This window comes from Corynebacterium sp. CMW7794 (assembly GCF_001563605.1).
Lineage (GTDB): Bacteria > Actinomycetota > Actinomycetes > Mycobacteriales > Mycobacteriaceae > Corynebacterium > Corynebacterium phoceense.
Window position 1 is genome coordinate 62,392 of the sequence record NZ_KQ961723.1, and the last position, 20,943, is coordinate 83,334.

Sequence of the window (20,943 nt, forward strand, 5' to 3'; positions counted from 1 at the left end):
ACGTCATCACTTCGAGATGACAAATGTCATCACGCGTGCGCAAGCGCCGTTTGCACGAGGGTGTGCAGCAGCGTCGGGTAATCCACGTCCACCGCGGCGAAGACCTGCGGGTACATGGAAATCGGGGTAAAGCCCGGCATGGTGTTGATCTCGTTGAGCACCGGACCGTCCTCCGTAACGAAGAAGTCGACGCGAGACAGGCCCTTGCAGTCGCAGGCGCGGAAGGTCGCGACGGCGAGCTCCTGGAGCTGCTGGATGATCGCAGGCTCAAAGTCAGCGGGAATCTGCGCGGAGACCACGTCGTCGAGGTACTTTGTCTCAAAACCGTAGAAGCCCTCGTCCGAGTCCTCGATGCCGTTGAGCTTCGCCGGCACGGACGCGCGCAGGGAGCCGTCCGGGTATTCGAGAACACCCACCTCGACCTCGGAGCCGACGATTTCGGCCTCGACGATGACCTTGGGGTCGCCCTGCGTGTCGTTGTCGTAGGCGAGTTGCACGGCGGCGGGCAGCTCGGACCAGTCCGAGACCTTGGAGATGCCGATGGACGAGCCGCCGCGCGCGGGCTTGACGAAGACCGGCAGGCCGAGGGTGGCTTTCTCGGCCTCGGTAAGCTCGGAGCGGCCGCGACGCAGGATGACCTCGGGGGTGGCGGGCAGGCCCTCGGCGACGGCGAGCTTCTTCGTGAACTCCTTGTCCATGCCGGCCGCGGAGGCGAGCACGCCCGGGCCGACATAGGGCAGGCCGGTGAGCTCAAGCAGGCCCTGGACGGTGCCGTCCTCGCCGTAGGGGCCGTGGAGAACCGGGAAGACGACGTCGACGGTGGCATAGAGCTCGCCGGTCGTCACGTTGTGGATCTGGCCGCGCGTCGCCGGGTTGAGCGAGAGCGTAAGCTCATCGCCCATGACGACCTCGGGCAGCGTCTCGCCCTCAATCTTCAGGCCCTCGCGCGAACCCGGGGTCCACGCGCCGGAACGGGTGATGCCCACCGGCACGACGTCGTAGAGCTCCGGATCCAGGTTCGCCATGATGGCGCCGGCAGAGACGCAGGAGATGGAGTGTTCGGTGCTGCGGCCGCCATAGACAACGGCGACGCGGGTCTTATTCGTCATGGGGTGGAATCTTACTCCGGCTTCGTGGTGCGACCCATGAGGGCCACGACCATGTCGGATACGGGCACGCCGCGGTGGCACACGCCATAGACCGCCTGCGTGATGGGCATCTCCACGCCGACGGCCTGCGCCAGCCGGAAAATGGACTCGGACGAGGTCACGCCTTCCGCGACCTGGCCGTTGGTCGCGGCCTTGGCTTCCTCCAGCGTGCCGCCCTGGCCCAGGCGGAAGCCGAAGGTGCGGTTACGCGACAGCTCCGAGGAGCACGTCGCGACCAGGTCGCCCAGGCCCGCGAGTCCCGCGAAGGTGCGCGGGTCCGCGCCGAGTTGGACGCCCAGGCGCGTGATTTCCGCCAGGCCTCGCGTAATAAGTGTCGCCAGCGTATTGGTGCCTAGCCCCCGGCCGGTGGCCATACCGCACGCCAGCGCGATAACGTTCTTACACGCGCCGCCCACCTCCGCGCCTACGACGTCCGCATTCGTATACGGGCGCAGGTACCACGTCGCGATGGCCTCCTGCACGGCTTTCGCGCGCTCCTCGTCCGTGCACGCGATGACGGTCGCGGCGGGTTGCTCCTGCGCGATTTCCTTCGCCAGGTTCGGCCCGGACAAGACGGCCACCCGGCTTGTCCGTGCACCCGTCGCGTCCACGATGACTTCGCTCATCCTTTTCAGGGTCGCGGTTTCCACGCCCTTGGAGATGGACACGAGTGTCGCATCCTCCGGCAGGAGCGGGGCCCACGCCTCAAGGTTGGGACGCAGGGACTGAGAGGGAATGCCAAAGACTACGACGTCGGCGGCGCTGAGCGCCGCGGCGGCATCGGTAAGCGGGGTCACGCCGGCCGGAAGCTCTACGTCCGGCAGGTAGTCCGCGTTGCGGCGGGTGGTCGCGATGGTCTCCGCGAGCTCGGGGCGGCGAACCCACAGGCGCACCTCATTGCCGGCGTCAGCGAAGACCTTCGCCAGCGTGGTGCCCCAGGAACCGGCGCCCATGACCGCGACGTTGACCATTGTTTCCCCTCTCATTGTACGTACGTTGCCCTCATATCCTAGGACACGTGGGCGGGGCAGTTCTGCGTGCGCGCCGGGCGTGAGTAAAAATAGAAGGCGTTAGACGCTAAAAGATTTACCCAACCCTAGTGGAGGAGCAACGGGCATGGTCTCTGAAAAGAAGATGCACGAAGACGACAAGGACCTGGCCTCGGAGATGCTCATCACTGGCCGCTACCAGGCCGTTCCCCGCGACCCCGCCGCCGAGTTCAAGCGCACGACACTCGCCGCCGGCGCGGTGCTCTGGCGCGGCGAGCGCGACAACGCGGAAGTCGCCGTCATTCACCGCCCGCACTACGACGACTGGTCCCTGGCCAAGGGCAAGGTCGACCCGGGCGAATCCCTCACCGCCACCGCCGCGCGCGAAATCTGGGAAGAAACCGGCTATGAAGTCAAGCTGGGCAAGCTCATCGGCAAGGTGACCTACCCGGTGCAGGGCCGTACGAAGGTCGTCTACTACTGGATGGGCCAAGTAATCGGCGGCGAGTTCGAAAAGAACGACGAGGTCGACGAGATCCGCTGGCTCTCCTTCAAGGAAGCCCGCGAGCTGCTCACCTACGAGGTGGACACGCAGGTGCTCGACAAGGCGGAGAAGCGTTTGAAGCACGCGCCGACCACGCGCATCCTCTACGTGCGCCACGCTCGCGCCCACGAGCGCAGCAAGTGGCACGGCGACGATAACTTGCGCCCGTTGGATAAGAAAGGCCGCCGCCAGGCCGAGATGCTCGTGCCCATGCTGCTGCCCTACCACCCCACCGCCATCTACTCCGCGAAGCCCGACCGTTGCGAGCAGACCGCCGCACCACTCGCGGCCGAGCTTAACCTGCCTATCCACCGCGACGTGCTCCTCGGCGACGAGGCCTGGCTCGACGATAAGAAGGCCGCGTTCAAGGCCTTCGAGAAGATCATCGACCGCGGCGGTGTCTCCGTGGTCGTAAGCCAGGGCGAGACCATCCCCGCGGTCATCCGCAAGCTCAACCCTAAGTTCATGCAGGACGCCCTCGACGACCTCAAGGCGAAGAAGGCCTCCGTGTGGGTGCTCTCCTTCAACGAGGGCGAGCTCACGGGCGCTGACTACCTGCCGAGTCCGCTGCCGGTGCGTTAACGAGTCTCGCTGCGCGCCACCGCCGAGTTGAACAAGAAGGTGGTGGCAAAGCCCAGCACCGCGAGCCCCGCGCAGGCCCAGAAGCCGGCAAGGAAGGACCACGCGCTCGTGATGTACCCGAGCGGGGTGTTCCACACACCGCTGAGCGTGGTCACCGTCGTCGACTGGATGGTGGTCACGCGGCCGAAGGCGTGTTCGTCGATAAGCTCGACGAGCTTGGCGTAGATGACTGCGCCCGCCGCCGGCGCGAAGAGCACCGCGATGCCCAGCGGGACGACGACGGCGAGCGAATCATGCACGAGCGCCGCACACGCCAACGCCGCGGCGAGGAAGCCCGTGTTGACGAGCATGAGGGTGCGGAAAGCTAAGGTCCGCTGAATAAAGCGCGTGGCCAGCGCGCCGAGGATGCCGATGACACCGATGGCCGAGCGCGCGATGCCGATGACCACGCCGGTGAATCCGGCATTTTCAAGCGACACGACGGCTAAGAAGAGTGCGCCGCTGAGCGCCGCGTTGGCGAAGACCTGCATGGTAATGAGCGATCGCAGCACGGGGCTTGCGCCCACGATGGCAAAACCTTTCGCGGTCGCGGCAAAGAAATTCTCCGTGGCGCGCGACTCGGGGTTAAGGTCGGCGCGGATGAAGAGGAAGCACGCTCCCGCGACGAGGCAGCCCGTGCCCGCCGCCGCGAATGGCACCCACTCCCCAACGTCGATGAGCACGCCGCCGAGGAGAGGGCCAATGAGCCCAGCGAATTGCATACGAGCTTGGATGAAGCCCTGCGCCGCCGCAATATCCTCCTCGGCGACAAGCTGTGGCAGAGACGGATCCGCGCAGGCCTGGCCGATGGAATAGCAGAACATGAAGGCGCACAGCAGCGTGCCAAAAAGCCCGACGCTAAAATTCCCCGGCAGCGCCGTCCACGCGAGTCCGAATGCGAGAAAGCCGGCGAGGAGATTCGAGCCAATGATGACCGGCTTGCGCGCGTACTTATCGGCGATCGTCCCGCCCACGATGGCGCCCGCCATCGACGCGATGCCGGAGGCCGTGCTCACGATGCCCGTGGCCACCATGTCCTGCGTGTGCCGAAACACGACAAGCGGGACCGCGAGTCCGGCCGCAACGCCGGTGATTTGGGCGAGGACATCGGAAAGCCAGTAGAGGCGGAAATCGAGAGTTTTCAAAAATAATTCCTTTCCTAAGAAAGCGGAATTCACAGACCCAAATTTGGGCCAATCAGAAGCCGTCACTGCTCTAATTAATCAAACTTTGGAATGAGGTTTTCCCAAGGCAATTATCACACCAAAAACAAACCTCGATGGCTCAATAGAAAGAATCTTCTCTAACCGATCTTCAAGGAATAAGCCAACAGGACGAGTTCTGACTCCGAGGCATTCAGCCATTAGTAGAACCAACTGACTAACATGACCGATGTCTAGCAGAAGCCCCTTCAACGCATTTAGAGACTTATACTTCCATGAAATTAGTTGTGGATCACCAGCCAATATGAGATGCACTGGCGCATCCGTCACCCAATTCTGTCCCGACAATGCCACTTCCCATTCTTCCGGGGTGTCAATTTCGGCTTGAAAAATAAGTTGATCACGTCTTGGATTGTAAAGATAATAGCCGGGTTCAATGTCGATGCCTGGGCCAATCCTCACAAAAACCTCGGTGGAACCTCGACCACCGGCAGATGGAGCGTTCCGAAAAACCGTTCCAAAATGAACATGTTCCCCACCAATCCCGGGAATGTCATGATAGCCCGCGGCGAACCGAAGAATCGTGGACAACTGGCCCCAGCTAAGAACATAAGGGCCGTTGAAAAAACGTTCCGAACGTCGCCGTCTAGAAATTTGAGAAAGAATCTCTTGCTCCCTATTCCCGAAGGGTTCACTCAACGAAACAGCGGGGCCAGTCTCCAAGCTCCACTCGTCTGAAAGTTCCCAACAATGTTTAGGAATGCCAAAATACTCAGCATCTTCGTACAAAGCTGAGTCATGGGCTTGCTTTGAAATCCGCGCCGACCCTGAAGTAACCCTGCTCGCAGCGACGTAGTTCCTCAACAGGTTAGGCAACTGGCCCCAAGAATCCATGACTTTACTCTCGTCAGCAAAACGCTCCGAATTCACTAACACAAGTACATTAAGATTCACCAATTTCTCGTATTTTCTGTACCCAAGCGCTGAATCATCAGGCAGCTTCCCGAGTAAGCGATCCTCTTGATAAGACCGCAGCAAGTCTAAATCCTCAACCGAAATTGGAGTTTGAACTTTATATAATGGGTCATCCCAGATAAAGCCGTCCGAGCGAAGCACCAAAAAACCAAAGTTGCTAGGAATTAACAAGGGCAAACTCCTTTGCTATCCAATGCAAAAACAGCTCCGAGATCACGTTCGTCTCAATCAAACGCTCATAAAAAACCCAATCAAAAAGCACATTGGCTTCTAAAAAATAATAGTATCCATCACTAACAACGAAATCGATAGCACAAAGTTCCGTTTTGGTTCGTTCGCAATAGTTTCGTATAAGCGATTCCAATTTTGGATCTAACTCTTCCTCCCGCATCTCGAGGCCCGAATTATCCAACCAAAGGGATCTAGCATCAGCACAGTTCCAAATTGAAACTGCGACCATTTTTTCACCCGCAACAAAGACTCGTAATTCAAACTCGATCTCAAGGTATTCTTGGAGCAGAACTGGTACTTTCTCCAGATTGGCACAGAAACCGTCACCAACAACCTTGGGCATTACTCCCGTCAATTCATGTGAAGGATATTCGACCCAATGCGTTCCGATTGGCTTTGCAATAGCTGCTCCAAGTGGAGTCGAAGGTTGCAACCCAATCCAACTGGATAAGACTTCAAATCCGCATTCCCGTGCTACCCTTAGCTGATTCAGCCGCGTTCGAGCAGTAGTATCACCGTTTATCGAGCGTTCGATCACTTCAGTCAAAGTATCGCCTAGCGCTTCCACCTGATTCTGAACATAAATTCGTTCTAGTTGATCAACCCCCTGCGACACTGGTATCCCCTCTGGTGCAAAGTGCCTACGCCACACCAACCGTGGGCGTCCATGGTAACCATTCAATGACATGGTTCCATCCATAAACACCTCCGTTGTAGTAACAGCCTTGACATCATCAGAATTTAACCGCACCATCGGGATTCCCAGTGCGGCCAGAGACAAGGACAGCTGATCGACTTCAGAATCGTCGTGGCGCGTCAAAATAAGAATGTAATCGCCCAATCCCTCTTCACGACAGTCGAACGTATTGCGATACGCCGTTTGAAAGTCGCGAGATTTTCCTGTCAAATTAAGTTTCAAGCCATGGTCGATCAGGTACTGCATACAAACTCCACCCAAAGGGCTGGGCGGGCCCTGAGGGCCCGCCCAGCGTCAGGAAACAAACAAGTAAAAGATTAAAAATCCTTCTTGTGCTCCCACGCGGCATTCTGGATACGGTATTCGTCGACAAAATCCCCCAGCTGAGATTCGGTAGCTGGCTCAACATTTTCCTCAAGAATTTGTTGCGCAATATCAGACATCTGCGGAATCATATTCGTTCCCTCCTTCAATTGACCTTGGCCACTTGCGTGACCCAAGCAACATACTACAGTGAACTGAATCACTTTGGAAGGCTTTTATGATTTATATTCAACAATGAAGTGGCCGCCAACCAGGTCAACCTCAATCTGCACTACTAACCTACCTCCAAAAACGGCATAGCTGATAGCCCGGGTTTCGCATAATTGGCTGTGTCCCACCTTTACATTTGAGCTGGTTGTTGCGGGTGTTTAGCGCTTGGTTCCAGTTGCCCGTCGGACAAGCCGGCAACGTCATCAACACTGAAGCCGTGGACATCCAAGACCGAGCGGACTTGGCGAATTGTCTTCGATGAGCATCTCAGTCGCGCAGAGATTGCGGCGTAAGTTTACTCGTGTAAAAGCGCGAGCATGATCGCGCGGTAATCCGTTGACATCAACGGACCCCTTTCGTGGTCGATGCGGACGCCCCGTACTCACTGGGACGCCCGTCGACTACAAGAAAATCACCCCCGCTGCAGTCCCCGCAGCGCATGCTTTCCGATCACCGGAATCATACTTTCCATCTAAGCCGCCAGACACTACATAGACGCGGTTCAGCTCGTTTGGGCTGTGTCAAGTTTTGTGGACGGGAAACTCGTTAATTTAGTGTTTATGCCACTTGGGCGACTGGTGTTTCGGTGTTGAGGCCGGACAGCGCACCGAACTCGGCGACTACGACATGTGCCAACACCTGGCAAGCGCCACACATGGCGCCAACGAGTAGTCGATCGGATTAGAGGCCCGGCAGCTGGCCCCGACGAGGCCAGCTGCCCGGCCCTACCGCCTAGTCGGAATCCAGCCCTACCACCGTTCCACAACACCCCTACCAACAAGCCACGCTCAGCACCACTGGGCTATGCGGGGATATTACCTATCTTCGCACCAGCCAGGGCTGAATGGAGATACGCGACAGGATTCTCATGGACTACCTGCAAAGACTGTTCACACAGAGTTTTTGCGTCTACATGGCACGCACACTGTATGCTGAGCTAGCCCGGGTTTGATGGAGGGCACGAAGTAACGGAAGGATGTTTCCTATGCCGGCGGGACCCGATGTTGAGCGTAATACAACGCGACCAGCCAGCAGGAACAATTCAAGGACCTGGCCCCGATGCAATATCGGAACCAGTCCCTTGCAAAGACCCAAACCATTTAGAATTAACCCAGTCAGGAAAACGGGGCGCAGTTCATGACCGTCCTCTATATTACGCGACGGCGGGCGGTGTCTAGTGCACCGCCGGCTTGAACGCCGGGCGCGTGGCCTCATAGTCGGTGATGGCTTGCTCGTCGCGCAGGGTCAACCCGATGTCGTCGAGGCCCTCCATGAGACGCCAGCGGACGTAATCATCCACTTCGAAGGTGTAGACGTTGCCGCCCACGGTGACGGTGCGGGCCTCGAGGTCGACGGTGACCTCGGTGTCGCCGGCCTCCAGCTGCTTCCAGATAAGCTCGATGTCTTCCTGGCTCATGATACCGGTGAGCAGGCCGGCCTTGCCGGAGTTGCCGCGGAAGATGTCCGCGAAGCGCGGCGAGAACACGGCCTTGAAGCCGTAGTCGTTGAGTGCCCAGACGGCGTGCTCACGCGAGGACCCGGTACCAAAGTCTGGGCCAGCGAAGAGCACGGAGCCGTGCTTGAAGGGTTCCTGGTTGAGGATGAAGTTCTCGTCCTTTCGCCAGTTGGCGAAGAGGCCATCGTCGAAGCCGCTGCGCGTGACGCGCTTGAGGTAGACAGCCGGGATGATCTGGTCCGTGTCGACGTTGGAGTAGCGCAGCGGGACGCCGGTGCCGGTGTGGGTAACGAACCTTTCCATGATGCTTTCTCCTTTTAGTTGGCGGCGGGCAAATCAGCGGGCGAGGACAGGTGGCCAGTCACGGCGGTCGCGGCCGCAACGAGCGGCGAAACGAGGTGCGTGCGGCCGCCCGGGCCCTGGCGGCCTTCGAAGTTACGGTTCGACGTGGACGCGGAGCGCTCGCCTGGCTTGAGCTGGTCCGGGTTCATACCCAGGCACATCGAACAGCCGGCGGTGCGCCACTCGGCGCCGAAGTCGCGGAAGATCCGATCGAGACCTTCCTCCTCCGCCTGCTTCATGACAAGCGCGGAGGACGGGACGACCAGCATGCGGGTGTTCGGAGCGATGTGACGGCCCTTGAGCACGCCAGCGGCTGCGCGGAGGTCCTCAATACGGGCGTTGGTGCAGGAGCCCAGGAAGACCGTGTCGATCTTGATGTCACGCAGTGGCGTACCCGGCTCCAGATCCATGTACGTGAGCGCCTTCTCGAGGGCGGCCTTGGCGTTGTCGTCGGGTGCGGACGCCGGGTCCGGGACGGCATCGGCAAGCGGGGCACCCTGGCCGGGGTTAGTGCCCCAGGTGACGAACGGCGTCAAAGAGGAACCGTCGATGTGGACGACGGTGTCAAACTCCGCGCCCTCGTCCGTGGGCAGGGTTTTCCAGTACTCGACGGCGGCGTCCCAGTCCGCACCCTTCGGGGCGAACTCGCGGCCCTTGACATAATCGAAGGTCGTCTCGTCTGGAGCGACCATGCCGGCACGGGCGCCAGCCTCGATCGACATGTTGCAGATGGTCATGCGGGCTTCCATGGACAGCTTGCGAATGGCCTCGCCGCGGTACTCGATGATGTGCCCCTGGCCGCCGCCGGTGCCGATCTTCGCGATGATCGCCAGAATGAGGTCCTTGGCGGAAACACCCTCAGCCAACTCGCCGGAAACCTCGATGGCCATCGTCTTAAACGGCTTGAGCGAGAGTGTTTGCGTGGCCATGACGTGCTCGACCTCGGAGGTGCCGATACCCATGGCGATGGAACCGAAGGCACCGTGCGTCGAGGTGTGCGAGTCGCCGCACACGATGGTCATGCCCGGCTGGGTGATGCCCAGCTGCGGTCCCACAGTGTGGACAATTCCCTGCTGCTCGTCGCCCATCGAGTGGAGGCGCACGCCGAACTCTTCACAGTTCTTGCGCAGCGTGGAGACCTGCGTACGGGAGGTCTCGTCCTTGATTTCGAGCACGTTGCCCGTCTTGATCCCAATGGTCGGGACGTTGTGGTCCTCGGTGGCCAGGTGAAGCTCGGGGTGGCGCATCTTTCGACCGGCCATGCGCAGGCCGTCGAAGGCCTGAGGGCTGGTGACCTCGTGCAGGAGCTGGAAGTCGATATAGATGAGATCCGGTGCGCCGTTCTCACCCTTGGTCACGATATGATCGCGCCATACCTTCTCTGCGAGCGTCAGCTTTTCCGACATTTCAATCACTCCACTTGAAATCTCATTAATTGGGACGTAAATTTCACTATATGGGAGAGTATAGCGCAGTTTCTGGAATTAAGGTATTGGATCGAGCAGTGGCCATCATGATGGCCGCCACCAATCGCCCCTCATCGCTCAGCGACCTGTGTGAAGAGACGGGCCTGCCCCGCGCCACCGCACACCGTTTGGCCACCGCACTACAGGCGCACCGCATTTTGACGCGCACCGCAGACGGGCACTGGACCGCCGGCCCCGCCCTGCCCGGTAACCGCGACCACCTCATCGAGGCAGCTACCCCCATCATGGAGCAGCTGCTCGAAACCACCGGTGAATCCATCCAGCTGTATCAGCACACCGGCGATACACGTACGTGCATTGCGTCCAAGGAACCCTCGCACGGCCTCCACAACGTCGTGCCGGTCGGCCGCCAGCTGCCACTGAACTCCGGTTCCGCGGCGCGCATTATCGCGGCGTTTGAGGACATTGAGATTCCCGATGCCCTCTATAGCCAAGCCGACGTCGATAAGGCCCGCGAGCTTGGCTACTCCGAGTCCATCGAGGAACGCGAGGCCGGCCTCGCCTCCATCTCCGCGCCCGTCCTCAACGCCGCGGGCACGCTCATGGCCGTGCTCTCCATCTCCGGCTCGGCCGAGCGCTTCCGCCCCTCCCCTGCGGATAAATACGCCACCTTGCTTTCCGATGCCGCCCAGCGGCTCGGCGCGCTGCTCTAACGGTGTTTAGAGCGCGGCGAGCCGCGCCACCTTCGCGCGATACTCCACGAGCAAGGGCAGCTCCGGTGCGCGCTGCTCGACAACCTCGAGCACCGCGCGGTACCACCACTGCTGGCGCTCCTTACCCGAGTTGAAGCGCGGCCACAGCTCGTCCCCAAGGACCTCATGGTCAGCAAGGATGGAGCTCAAGTTATGCAGCTTGTCGCACGCCGACACGACAACCGACTCATACGCGGCCTCACGCAAGTGCGCAAGGTACGCATCCGAGCGCTCCTGCCAGTCCCCCAGCGTGTCATCCTTCGTCACGCCCAGCACAATGTCGAGCACCCGCGGGCCGAAATCGGCTTCCATCTGCTCGGCCGTGTATTTCTCCGGGACATCCTCCAGCGTGTCGTGCAGCAAACATGCGATGAGCACGTCTTCCTCCACGTCTGCCGAAAGCCCCTGTTTGCTCGCCAGGTACATGACGCCAAAGAGATGCGAGGCGTACGGAATATCCGTCGCCTTGCGGTAGTGCCCATCGTGGGCACGCGTGGCAACGTTAAGCGCCTGCATAAGACGCGGGGTGAGCGCCTCCATGCAGCCCGCCCTAAATCGTCACGCCAGTAATGCCGAGCGTTGCCATGAGGCCACGGAAGTCCGCCGGGCTGAAACCGCCCATGATGAGCGCGAGGATGGCCTCCGCCGGCTCGAGGTACGCGCGGAAGTAGAGCGCCGGAACGTCGAGGATCGTGTTGGCCCGGCGCACGAGGTCAGGCTTGCGCGGCACGTAGCCCTGCGGCAGCCCGGCGCGCTCCTGCGGCGACGGGAAGTACGCAATGTCTTCGTACGCACGACGCTTGCCGCCCTGGATAAACGTCGCGGTACCCGAGTAGATACCCACCACACCCGGCTGACCCTTCACGTACGCGCCCGCGCCAGAGTCACCATGCTGTTTGAAGAGCTCCGTCGACGAGTAAATTCCCGCCGTCTGCATGGGGCGCCGCACGACCGTGCCGCAGTTCTCCGGCGAGTTGCGACCAGTAACGCAAATGCCGTTGCCATCCGCTGGCTTGAATCCGATACCGTCACCCGAGACCGGGTTGCCACCAGAGACCGTGCCCGCCGCAAACTGTATATAGGCAATATCCTGGCCGGTCGCACCCTCCTCACGGAAGTAGCGCAGCGTACCGATGTGCGAGCCATACTCGTTGTAGACAGCCTGGCCGTTGACACCACAGTGGGCGGCCGTCCACGCACGGTTGCCTTCGACGTAGCCGATGGTGCACGTCGTGCCTTCGGAGGTTTGAACGATGTGGCCCTGCGTGGCAATAGCGGGCGCCGCAGCGTTGGCGAGCGGCGCGACCCCTAGCGTGCCGACGAGAACAGCAGCAGCGGAGACGGACAGGGTCTTGAGGCGACGAGAAATCTTCACCCCTGTGACCCTAGTGCATAGCCTGCACAAGGTCTCGCCGTCGCCCCCACCTGGACTGTGACAACCGTCACGCCCGAATCGCTACCCCCGCAATTGAAAACAAAATGGAAATGGGGTTTACTGAAAATGTAATGAAAACACGCAGGCAGGGCGTCCACCTTTCCTGCCCCAACGCCGCTTCGGCACACCAAAGATAAGGAGTCACGTCATGACCCACGCAGTTCACGAAGCTCACCCCCACACCCACGGCGCTGGCTGCGGCCACGTTGCTTTCCAGCACGGCGACCACACCGACTACGCCCACGAGGGCCACATCCACCGCCTGCACGAGGGTCACTGGGACGAGTGTGAGACCTCCGAGCACGTCGCCGCCGAGGACCACGCAGGCCACGTCCACGGCGAGGGCTGCGGCCACGTCGCCATCCCCCACGGCGACCACGTCGACTACATCCACGATGGCCACCGCCACGCCGCACACGGCGACCACTACGACGAGCACTAGAAGTTAGTTCATAGCTCGATTCTCAAGCCAGCAGACACAGACGTGTGTGCTGGCTTTAGCCTTATTCATCGGCAGTTGTTGAACTGCTTCGTTCTTCCGACGCTCCATTCCGCACAGTAGTAACCACGGAGTTCTTCCGGAGATACAAGAAAACCCCGGCCACAAATATCAGCACTAGTCCCACTGTTATCCAGAAACGCCACCATTCAGTTAGCGCGACGATTCCAGGCAGAGCAAAGACAATAGCTAAGAAGGCGAAGCTGTTGGTAATGGCTGCAGTTCGTTTCGCAGCGGCTTCTTGCTCGGCCTTCTTGCGTTGTTTGTTCTTCTCATCCAGTCGCATTCGGAGATTTTCGTACATCGTCGAGTAGTACTCACGGCGCGTACTCAATTCATTTGCGATTTCTTCATAGTGTTTCTTTGTCCCGGTCGACTTCTGGATAGCATTGAGGACTAACGTATCCGTTTCACGAGCAGGGACGTTGTCAAACCACAGATAGTCTCGATACGTCAGGAAGTCTTGCTGAAGGTGCTCAAACTTCCTCACGCTCTCACGGTATCGGTCATTGGCGTCATCGAGCGACCCACGATCCGCGCTGGTGTTGATGGTCTCATCGAACTCCATTGCCCGAAGACCCGCACTGATGGTTTCGGCAAATTTCGCTTCTCTCCGGACAAGCACTGCAAGATCAACGTACCGAGTTCCGGTGAGCATCCAGAACCCCATATCCTCCCTTGAGACCTGGCAACGTCTCACAACAGCCAACCCATTTTCAGAAGTATGGATTATCCAGTTCTTGAAAATTCCGGCTCTATGGCGCGACAAGGTTTCATCATTCTGCTCAGGTATAGGCGAGAAAAACCCGTCCGCGCCAGTACTCAGCTGCCAGGCCCATTGATCTTCCCATTCCCACTGCCCGGATGTCTTCCTCAAGAGCTCGGGACTGTCAGAAACAGCATTGCCACCAGGGATGGCGCACGTTACAAGATACGGCCGTGCAGCGATTTCGTATTCCGTGCTGTTTTCGTTTTCATCTCGCTTATGTGCGAGGTATCCACCACGAGAGATGTGAACATTTTTATCAAAATCGACAATCTTAGACAGCGCAGTCCGCGTGAAATAGTCCAGCGGACACAGTTGATTCTCGTTAAGTTTGACTATGCGTTTTGACGCTTTCTGACCACCAAATTTTGCGGAGGATTCGGCCGCTAGATTTACGACGTTCCTTGGTCGGTACAGTGCACGAGAAACGTTCTCGAGGACTTTCGACGAACAATTTTCTGCAATGACGTGGAGTACCAAAAAGGTCTGTGCAACTTTCTCCGCCTCTTTATCACGAGCAAGAGGATGATACTCAGGCCCCTGATAAGACAGAAGCTCCGCACAGGCTAAGCGCAATTGCGAGTACGGGTGGTCATCATCGTCAGCAAGTTTGATAACTTCCGATTCCACGCTCGGTTGGTTCTCTAAACAATCCTGGCGAAGGTCAGAACTTGCGCAAGCATCAGGCTTCTTTGCGTCGCCAGTAATATCTGGGCTGAATAGATACTTATATGCAGTGGCTTCAAGCTTTTCTGCATTATCAACTTTGCCCTCAATTTGTTCACAAGCAGGACCGTCTACCGCCACGGAACCTATGGATTGGCGGAACGGAAACTTGAACCTACTCGACGCCGGAGCATGCCAGGCACGAGGCGTCCTATTGAAAAACTGAGCGCTGTTGCGGTCGTACCGTGCCTGCCGTTCGGTCTCAGTTTCTGCCCCTGTCTTGTACTCGAAACGCGGATATTGGAAATCACCGGGATTGACTTCAGCCGCAGCGATAATTTCCTTGATGCCCTTGAATCTGCCTTTAATCCACGACTCTCCAGGATCTTTGGCATACGCAAATGGGAAAGGAAGGATGACGGCAAAGTGCGCAAGTCGCCAATCCGGTTGACGGGATGCTTGATATTTTTCAGGAAGTGAAAGTTTCGCACCAAAGTTTTGGTAGTAGACGTAGTCATTTGGCGCGCCGCTGGCCGGCTTCATGGTTTTATTCGACTTGTCGGGCATGACCTCAGGATAACGTCGTGCCTCACCAGCCGCGCGTCAATTGGGGAATCTTTTCCAGTTAAACTGCACAAAACTCAGATCGCATTTACCATGCCAATATGAAGATCACTTTCGGGTTCGGCCTAGACGGAGCGGCTTGGACGCCCTCCTCAAGCCTTGGGGAATTGACCGTAGGGCCCGCGGGATTGTCCCGCGTGTTAGCCACGCGCTTAGGCGTGACGATACCGGTTCTGGACAAACCGGAACGCATCGTTGCATACCGTGAGAGACTTAGCGGAATCGTGGCGCATAACCAGGAATGGTTACGCGACTCATTTGAGGTCGACGCGTGGGCTGTGGCAAGTCAACTCCTCGATTGGCGCGATGAGCTCGTGGCAGCGGGCGTGGATCCGCGTAACGTGCCGGACGGCGTCTCGCAGCGAGTAGACGCAATCAAGGCTGCTGAGCGCCCGTCACCAATCACCGGACCAGCAGATCTCACCATTGCGGTTGCAGATGCTCTAAAAGATTATCCAGGACTCGATCTGGGGCTGAAAACAGTCATCTTGCGTGACCACTACGAGGATCTGCCGCCAGTCTGGAAGTCCATTGTCGATGCGTTAGGCGACGTTGTCGTTGAGGAAAGCACCGGCGCGCCTGCTCTCAAAGACAAGCTTTTTGTCACTGCGCAGCATGACTTTGAAGCGGCCGATGTCATCATTGCCGAACTACGCAAAGCGGCGAAGGCGGGCATCGTGCCACAACTGCTGGCTACTACCGAAACGGCGGTTCTCGACGCCGAGCTGCTTCGTGCGGGATTCGCGCCCGTAGGAAAGACCACCAACGTCGGCGGCGCGCAGGCGCTCACCGCATTTGTCACAGCCGCGACCACGGCTGGCGCGGTTCCTGAAATCGTTGACCTGTTACTCATGCAGATTGAGGGCGACACCCTCTTCAATTACGAAGCCAGCGGAAAGCTCCTCTATGCATTAGGCCGCGAATACGGGTTTGGGGGGAAATGGGCACAAGCCATCGAGCGCCTCACGGGAGATGCCAAACTCGTCGCGAAGGGTATCGACAAGCACCTTGCGCATACCGAGCTGGATGACGAGATTTCAGTATCGCGCCTTCAAGATGCGCTCGAGTGGTTTGCAACTACTGCGAGAGGCGACTCACTGCGTGAAGCCGCACGCCAGCTCAGCACACTTCTCGCTCACTATTCGGTAATTTCACGTCGTGAACTTGACCACCTGCTCACTACCGTCTCGCGACGGGTAGCGGCGTGGAGCATTCGCCCCGCCGCAACCAATGACTACGAGGTCATCACTGATCCGGCGCACGTGCGACCCGGCGCGACGGTGCTGTGGTGGGGAGCACTTGCAGACGGTGTTTCCGGAATGGATACGTGGTCCGCAGCGGAGCATGCTGGCTTTAATCACGCTGTCTTGCCAGCTAAAAAGTTGACCGCGCTGCGTTCCGCTGCTCAATTACGAGCGCTGCGTTCCGCCGAGCGCGTTATCGCTGTAGTACAAAAGCAAATAGTGGGCGAGAAAGGAACACGCCCGCACCAAGTACTCGCCCAGCTCGTAGCCGAAGATGTAGCAGCTGGCGCACACTTTGAAGATTTCTTTGTCACTGCGTCGAGTCTGCTTAAAAGCGAACTCACGCAACAGACTCAAAAATCATGGCCAACGCGTCCAGAGCTCACCAAGGAGACATTCACACCAGGCACCCAACTCTTGCCTGACTATATGTCGTACTCCCAGCTGGAGAAGCTGCTGGCCCGTCCATTGGAGTGGGTCTTGGAAAAGCCCCTTGAGATCTCGCTGGGAAGCCGACGTCGGCCCTCGACGGGTAACGCCATGGTGGGTTCGATGTTCCACAAGGCACTCGAGCACATTCACGAGGCGAAACTCGATGAATGGGATGAAGACAGCATCACCGCAGCGATTGAGCAAGCGATAGGAGAAGTTGGCGTTGAACTCAACGCACCCGGCCAACTCGCGCGGCGCCAATCACTCGTTGTACTCGGGGTGCGCTCATTGTTGACGCTGCAGCGCGAGCTTCGAAATCACAGCTGGAAACTCGTCGATACTGAAGCACAGTTCGACAAGCCGCTTGATGTCACTGTCCAAGGCGCTCCAAACAACACATGGGTCATTGAGAAGTTCGAAGGATTCCGTGACCTGGATATCCAGACCAGTGAGGGCCGGCCAGGCGTTATTGACGCAAAGTACACCACGTCGCGCAACAAGTACCAAGACGTCGTGCGTAACAACGAAGCATTGCAGCTCGCTGTCTACGCTTGGGGCGTGGGGTTCGAGAAGGCTGCACCGACCGCGTATTGGGAATTCCGTCGAGCGAAACTCATCAAGGGTAACGGAAGCACGATGGATCAAGAATTGTTCGAGCGCGCCAAGACGCTTCTGTCCAAGCGCCTCACCGATATCGCAGCAGGCCTGGTTGTCGACGAAGCACATGAGAAGCTCCGCGATCCTGACACCAAGGCAGAGAAACTAGCCAAACAGATACGCGGTGACCTGGGTGATGATTTCTTCTTCCCCGACGCAGTGAAGTACCGCGATTACGACGTTCTGACTGGAGTGAAGGGAAACTACTAAATGAGAACCAACTATTCCCACTACACGCTCGTCCAGGCCAGCGCCGGTTCTGGTAAGACTTTTCGCATCACGGAGGACCTCGCCGCAGTCATTGGCGGTGGCAAGGATCCTGCACGCATCATTGCCACAACGTTTACAAAAGACGCAGCAGCGGAGCTAGCAGAACGTATCAGCGTCAAGCTCGTCGAAAAAGGAAAGATCGTCGAGGCCCAGGAAATCGACTCGGCGTTGGTCGGCACAGTCAACTCCATCACCGACGCCATCGTGCGGCGCTTTGCACTTCAGTCCGGCATATCTCCTGAGCTGTCTGTGCTGAGCGAAAACGCGGAGAAGCTCGTTTTTGATGATGCATGCGACGGGGTTATCGCCTCGTATGAAAACAAATACCGCGAACTCATCGAGTCGATGGGTTATGACGGGTACCGCAATTCTTTCGGCATCATCAGTGGCGGTCAGGGTTCGTGGAAAGACTCAGTGCAAACACTAACCACTGCCCTGCGTGCCAACGCCGTTGATCTCGAGGACCCAGACAATCTGGAGAGTTTCATCAAGAAGTCGCAGGCTTCTTTGTTTGGTCAGTTGGACCTCGGCAAGGGCGAGCCTGAGACTCTAGCCGATTTCGTCACAAAGATCGCTGGTGCCATTACGAAACTTCATGATGAACTCGACCTAGCGATAAAGATCAAAGAAGCGAAAGCCAACAAGGAAAAGTTGGAGAAGGACATCAAATCGATAGTCGGCGGACGCAGCACTGCATCGCTCATGAAGTCGAGAGAGGCACGGGAAAATACCGTCCAGGCTTTAGTAAGCGGGGAGCTCTCCCTGGGATGGGCAGATGCGCTCAAAGCAGTCGAAGGCGAACTTCCGAATTGCGCAGGTCCCACGAAACCAGTGACACAAATCTTCGAGGAAGTCTTCCCAGACGGCCCGCTCGAAGTGGCGCGCACGCAGGGCTTCCGCGACGCGACGGAGAAGTTCATTCGGATCACATTTGAAGCGGCACGCGATTGCGTGAAGGCGTACACCGAGGCCAAGCGAGAAGCAGGGCTCATCGACTTTACTGACCAAGAGGCCCGGGCATTGAAATTGCTCAAAGACCCTGAAGGCGAAGCAAGCCAATGGGTGCGTGAGTCCTTTGATGTTCTGGTTGTCGATGAGTTCCAAGACACGAGTCCACTGCAGTTGGCGATTTTCCTACGCATCGGCGAGTTGGTCAGTGAGGTGCGCTGGGTTGGTGACCCGAAACAGTCAATCTACGGTTTCCGTGGCGCGGACCCCGTTCTTATGGAGACGGCCGCAGCAGCCATCCACGCTGGTGGTGGTACCCACGATTCGCTCGACAAGTCGTGGCGCAGTTCCGGTATGCCCCTCATGTTATCGAACGAGTATTTCTCCCGTGCATTTGCTGACCAAGAAAATGTACGACTGAGCATTGATGACGCTCGACGCGTCGATCGCCCAGACATCGATACCGAAGGCCGCCTTTCAGTGTGGACGTGGGGAGGAGGAAACACATCCGTTGATACTCAACTCGTCACGCCGATTGTCGAAGGCATCCGCGAGCTCAAGGCAGAGAACCCTGAGCAGGAAATCGCTGTGCTCGTTCGAACGAATACCGACGCACAGAAAGTCTTGGCGGGACTGCGTCGCGCCGATATCCCTGCGACTGGTAAGGGCGTTTCCGCTGATGAAGAGGTCGAGGCAATGCTGCTGGTCGCAGCTTTGCGTTATTGCGCCGACGTGACGGACGAATCCTCACTCTTCGAGCTCATCACCCTCTTGCCGGAGCACCCGGCCCACGCGACGTGGTTTAACCAGCTCGCTTCGGCACCGGATAAGACCGCTCGCCGTGCCCTCAAGAAAGAATGGAAGAAAGATCCCATTCTTGCGGCAGTAGCCGATGTCGCCCAACATAGCGGCCAACTGAGCCCCTCCCGCGCGATCACGGAGCTTATCGATGCGCTCGACCTTCGAGGTCGCATCGCCAGTGCCCCATCGCCTTCAGGCCGCTACGGCACTCTGCTCGGATTCCTGGAACAAGCCAAGACCTATGAGGACGACCACGAAGGCGTGGGATCAGCCGCCACACTTGCTGGTTTTCTGCGCGAATTCGATGCCGAGCAAAAGTCCCCCACAGGCCTGGGGGTCGTGGCTCGCGCGAGCCTTGATGAGGGCAATGTCTTCGTCACCACCATGCATGGTTCCAAGGGGCTGGGCTGGAACACAGTTGTCCTAGGCCTCAAGACCCCACCTAAGGGTTTCAAGCTCGACGACGCATGGACCGAGCCAGCACCTGCGAATGATTTCACTCTCGAAGAACCATTGGCAGGTCGCACGCTTATGTTCTGGCCTTATACGCTCCGCGCCGCGAAAGGCACGAAGAAAATCTTCGAGTCGCTTCCGCTCATCAAAGCACGTCAGCGCCGCCTCGAGGAGGAAAACGTACGACTTGCCTACGTGGCGATGACGCGTTCCAAGGAGCACACGGTCCTCGCCGTGACCGAACACGACCTTGGTAGCCATGCCCCCTTTGCAAGCGCCGACGTAAATTTCGATTACGACGAGGAGAAAGAGGCACTAGTAATTTCCTCCACGGGTACCGAGCTCGTCAGCGTGGATGCTGACTTCCACGCCTACAGCGACGACGTGGTGGCTGAACCAACAGCGTTCGAAGGCACGCAACGAATGCTGCCTGCGTGGCGCGGCGAGTCCACGCGCACGGCCGAGCGCAAGGCGGCCCGCTTCGCGGCGTCGCTGGTGACCTCGGAGGGCTGGAAGGACCGAGCGGATACCGCGGTGGTCGCAACGTTGGGTGCACGTCTGGTCGAGCACGGCGAGATGGACTGGAACAAGGTCGGCGACGCCATCCACACCTACCTCGGTACGAGTTACACCGCGCTCGACGAGGCGGCGCAGCTTGCGCACGCAGAGGCCATCTTGGGCCGCTGGGGGGTCAGCGCCATTGAGGCCAAGGACTTGGTCGAGGCCGGCCGGCGCTGGGATGCGTGGCTCACGGAAAACTACCCGGATGCGCCGCGGCTGACCGAGGTGCCCATGCGCTACCTCGCGGACGGCCAGGTCGCCGAGGGCTGGATCGATATGCTCCTCGACACCGGAGACGACACGGTCGTGCTCATCGACCACAAGTCCAACCCGGGCAACGAGGACCCGGCGGAGTTCGTGAAGCAGCATTACCTGGGCCAGATGGCGACGTATCGCGCCGCCCTTGAGGCGGCAGGTAAGTGCTGCGACCGCATCCTCATTCACCTGCCGCTCGCTGGCGTCATCATGGAGGTCACCTTCCGCGACGAGCCGAGCGCCTAGCGGCGCCCACGGCGAAGGCGGGCTTCGTCGGTTGAGCGTCGCCGCACGACGGCAAACATCATGCCCACCGCGATGAACAGGACGATTTCGATCCACGCCATGGCAGGCATGCCGAGCGTGGTGAGCATGGCACCCATGCCGCCCCACGCGGCGCCCGCCATCGCGGCAGCAAGCAGCGAGCTCATGGAGAACGCCACGCCTTGAGGG

17 protein-coding genes are annotated in these 20,943 nt (G+C 58.8%); 5 read left to right on the plus strand and 12 right to left on the minus strand.

Going from position 1 to position 20,943, the window contains the following annotated elements; all coding sequences use genetic code 11:
* Nucleotides 1-29: 29 nt before the first annotated feature.
* Together HMPREF3227_RS03780 and HMPREF3227_RS03785 are read right to left on the minus strand one after the other, a co-directional pair.
* On the minus strand, nt 30-1,109 hold the full coding sequence (locus HMPREF3227_RS03780; RefSeq protein ID WP_066484610.1) for a D-alanine--D-alanine ligase family protein: 1,080 nt from the start codon (nt 1,107-1,109) through the stop codon (nt 30-32).
* 11 nt (nt 1,110-1,120) lie between these two features.
* Entirely contained in the window at nt 1,121-2,119 is a 999-nt protein-coding gene (locus HMPREF3227_RS03785) for an NAD(P)H-dependent glycerol-3-phosphate dehydrogenase (RefSeq protein WP_066510382.1), read from the minus strand.
* Between the two features lie 145 nt (nt 2,120-2,264).
* On the opposite strand from HMPREF3227_RS03785, the gene HMPREF3227_RS03790 reads away from it, so the two are divergent.
* A complete protein-coding gene (locus HMPREF3227_RS03790; protein WP_066484618.1) occupies nt 2,265-3,263 on the plus strand; it encodes an NUDIX hydrolase in 999 nt (332 codons plus the stop codon).
* Here HMPREF3227_RS03790 and HMPREF3227_RS03795 read toward each other — a convergent pair.
* The 6 genes from HMPREF3227_RS03795 to leuC all read right to left on the minus strand — a co-directional run bounded on the left by HMPREF3227_RS03795 (nt 3,260) and on the right by leuC (nt 10,106).
* Nucleotides 3,260-4,447, minus strand: a complete 1,188-nt coding sequence (locus HMPREF3227_RS03795; protein WP_066484621.1) for an MFS transporter — start codon at nt 4,445-4,447, stop codon at nt 3,260-3,262. The two genes, HMPREF3227_RS03790 and HMPREF3227_RS03795, sit on opposite strands and share 4 nt — an antisense overlap.
* 78 nt (nt 4,448-4,525) lie before the next feature.
* Nucleotides 4,526-5,611 carry a SagB/ThcOx family dehydrogenase gene (locus HMPREF3227_RS12800; RefSeq protein WP_082750238.1) on the minus strand — a complete coding sequence of 362 codons (1,086 nt, stop codon included), beginning with the start codon at nt 5,609-5,611 and terminating at the stop codon, nt 4,526-4,528.
* On the minus strand, nt 5,598-6,614 hold the full coding sequence (locus HMPREF3227_RS13215) for an ATP-grasp domain-containing protein (protein ID WP_156452961.1): 1,017 nt from the start codon (nt 6,612-6,614) through the stop codon (nt 5,598-5,600). Before HMPREF3227_RS13215 ends, HMPREF3227_RS12800 begins: the two co-directional genes overlap by 14 nt.
* 71 nt (nt 6,615-6,685) lie before the next feature.
* A complete protein-coding gene (locus HMPREF3227_RS13220; protein ID WP_154666909.1) occupies nt 6,686-6,823 on the minus strand; it encodes a hypothetical protein in 138 nt (45 codons plus the stop codon).
* 1,253 nt (nt 6,824-8,076) lie between these two features.
* Complete coding sequence (leuD, locus tag HMPREF3227_RS03805; RefSeq protein ID WP_066510389.1) at nt 8,077-8,661, minus strand: 3-isopropylmalate dehydratase small subunit; 585 nt, start codon at nt 8,659-8,661, stop codon at nt 8,077-8,079.
* Nucleotides 8,662-8,675: 14 nt separating this feature from the next.
* Nucleotides 8,676-10,106, minus strand: a complete 1,431-nt coding sequence (gene leuC / locus HMPREF3227_RS03810) for a 3-isopropylmalate dehydratase large subunit (RefSeq protein WP_066510395.1) — start codon at nt 10,104-10,106, stop codon at nt 8,676-8,678.
* Between the two features lie 50 nt (nt 10,107-10,156).
* Here leuC and HMPREF3227_RS03815 point away from each other — a divergent pair, with 50 nt between their 5' ends.
* Nucleotides 10,157-10,840 carry an IclR family transcriptional regulator gene (locus tag HMPREF3227_RS03815; protein ID WP_066510398.1) on the plus strand — a complete coding sequence of 228 codons (684 nt, stop codon included), beginning with the start codon at nt 10,157-10,159 and terminating at the stop codon, nt 10,838-10,840.
* A gap of 6 nt (nt 10,841-10,846) precedes the next feature.
* On the opposite strand, the gene HMPREF3227_RS03820 is transcribed toward HMPREF3227_RS03815, so the two are convergent.
* Together HMPREF3227_RS03820 and HMPREF3227_RS03825 are read right to left on the minus strand one after the other, a co-directional pair.
* Nucleotides 10,847-11,419, minus strand: a complete 573-nt coding sequence (locus HMPREF3227_RS03820; RefSeq protein ID WP_066510401.1) for an HD domain-containing protein — start codon at nt 11,417-11,419, stop codon at nt 10,847-10,849.
* Between the two features lie 10 nt (nt 11,420-11,429).
* Entirely contained in the window at nt 11,430-12,254 is an 825-nt protein-coding gene (locus HMPREF3227_RS03825) for a chymotrypsin family serine protease (protein ID WP_066484654.1), read from the minus strand.
* A 208-nt stretch (nt 12,255-12,462) separates the two neighbouring features.
* Between HMPREF3227_RS03825 and HMPREF3227_RS03830 the strand changes: the two genes are divergently transcribed.
* Complete coding sequence (locus HMPREF3227_RS03830; protein ID WP_066510404.1) at nt 12,463-12,756, plus strand: hypothetical protein; 294 nt, start codon at nt 12,463-12,465, stop codon at nt 12,754-12,756.
* A 61-nt stretch (nt 12,757-12,817) separates the two neighbouring features.
* Here the strand turns inward: HMPREF3227_RS03830 and HMPREF3227_RS03835 are convergent, their stop codons facing one another.
* Nucleotides 12,818-14,812, minus strand: coding sequence for a DUF3784 domain-containing protein (locus tag HMPREF3227_RS03835; RefSeq protein WP_066510408.1), 1,995 nt, complete (start codon nt 14,810-14,812; stop codon nt 12,818-12,820).
* A gap of 98 nt (nt 14,813-14,910) precedes the next feature.
* On the opposite strand from HMPREF3227_RS03835, the gene HMPREF3227_RS03840 reads away from it, so the two are divergent.
* Both HMPREF3227_RS03840 and HMPREF3227_RS03845 read left to right on the plus strand, forming a co-directional pair.
* Nucleotides 14,911-17,412: a PD-(D/E)XK nuclease family protein gene (locus HMPREF3227_RS03840; protein ID WP_066510411.1), complete on the plus strand. Its 2,502-nt coding sequence runs from the start codon at nt 14,911-14,913 to the stop codon at nt 17,410-17,412.
* Nucleotides 17,413-20,736: a UvrD-helicase domain-containing protein gene (locus tag HMPREF3227_RS03845; protein ID WP_066510413.1), complete on the plus strand. Its 3,324-nt coding sequence runs from the start codon at nt 17,413-17,415 to the stop codon at nt 20,734-20,736.
* Here HMPREF3227_RS03845 and HMPREF3227_RS03850 read toward each other — a convergent pair.
* Nucleotides 20,733-20,921, minus strand: a complete 189-nt coding sequence (locus HMPREF3227_RS03850; RefSeq protein ID WP_066510415.1) for a hypothetical protein — start codon at nt 20,919-20,921, stop codon at nt 20,733-20,735. The genes HMPREF3227_RS03845 and HMPREF3227_RS03850 overlap by 4 nt on opposite strands.
* Between the last annotated feature and the right edge of the window lie 22 nt (nt 20,922-20,943).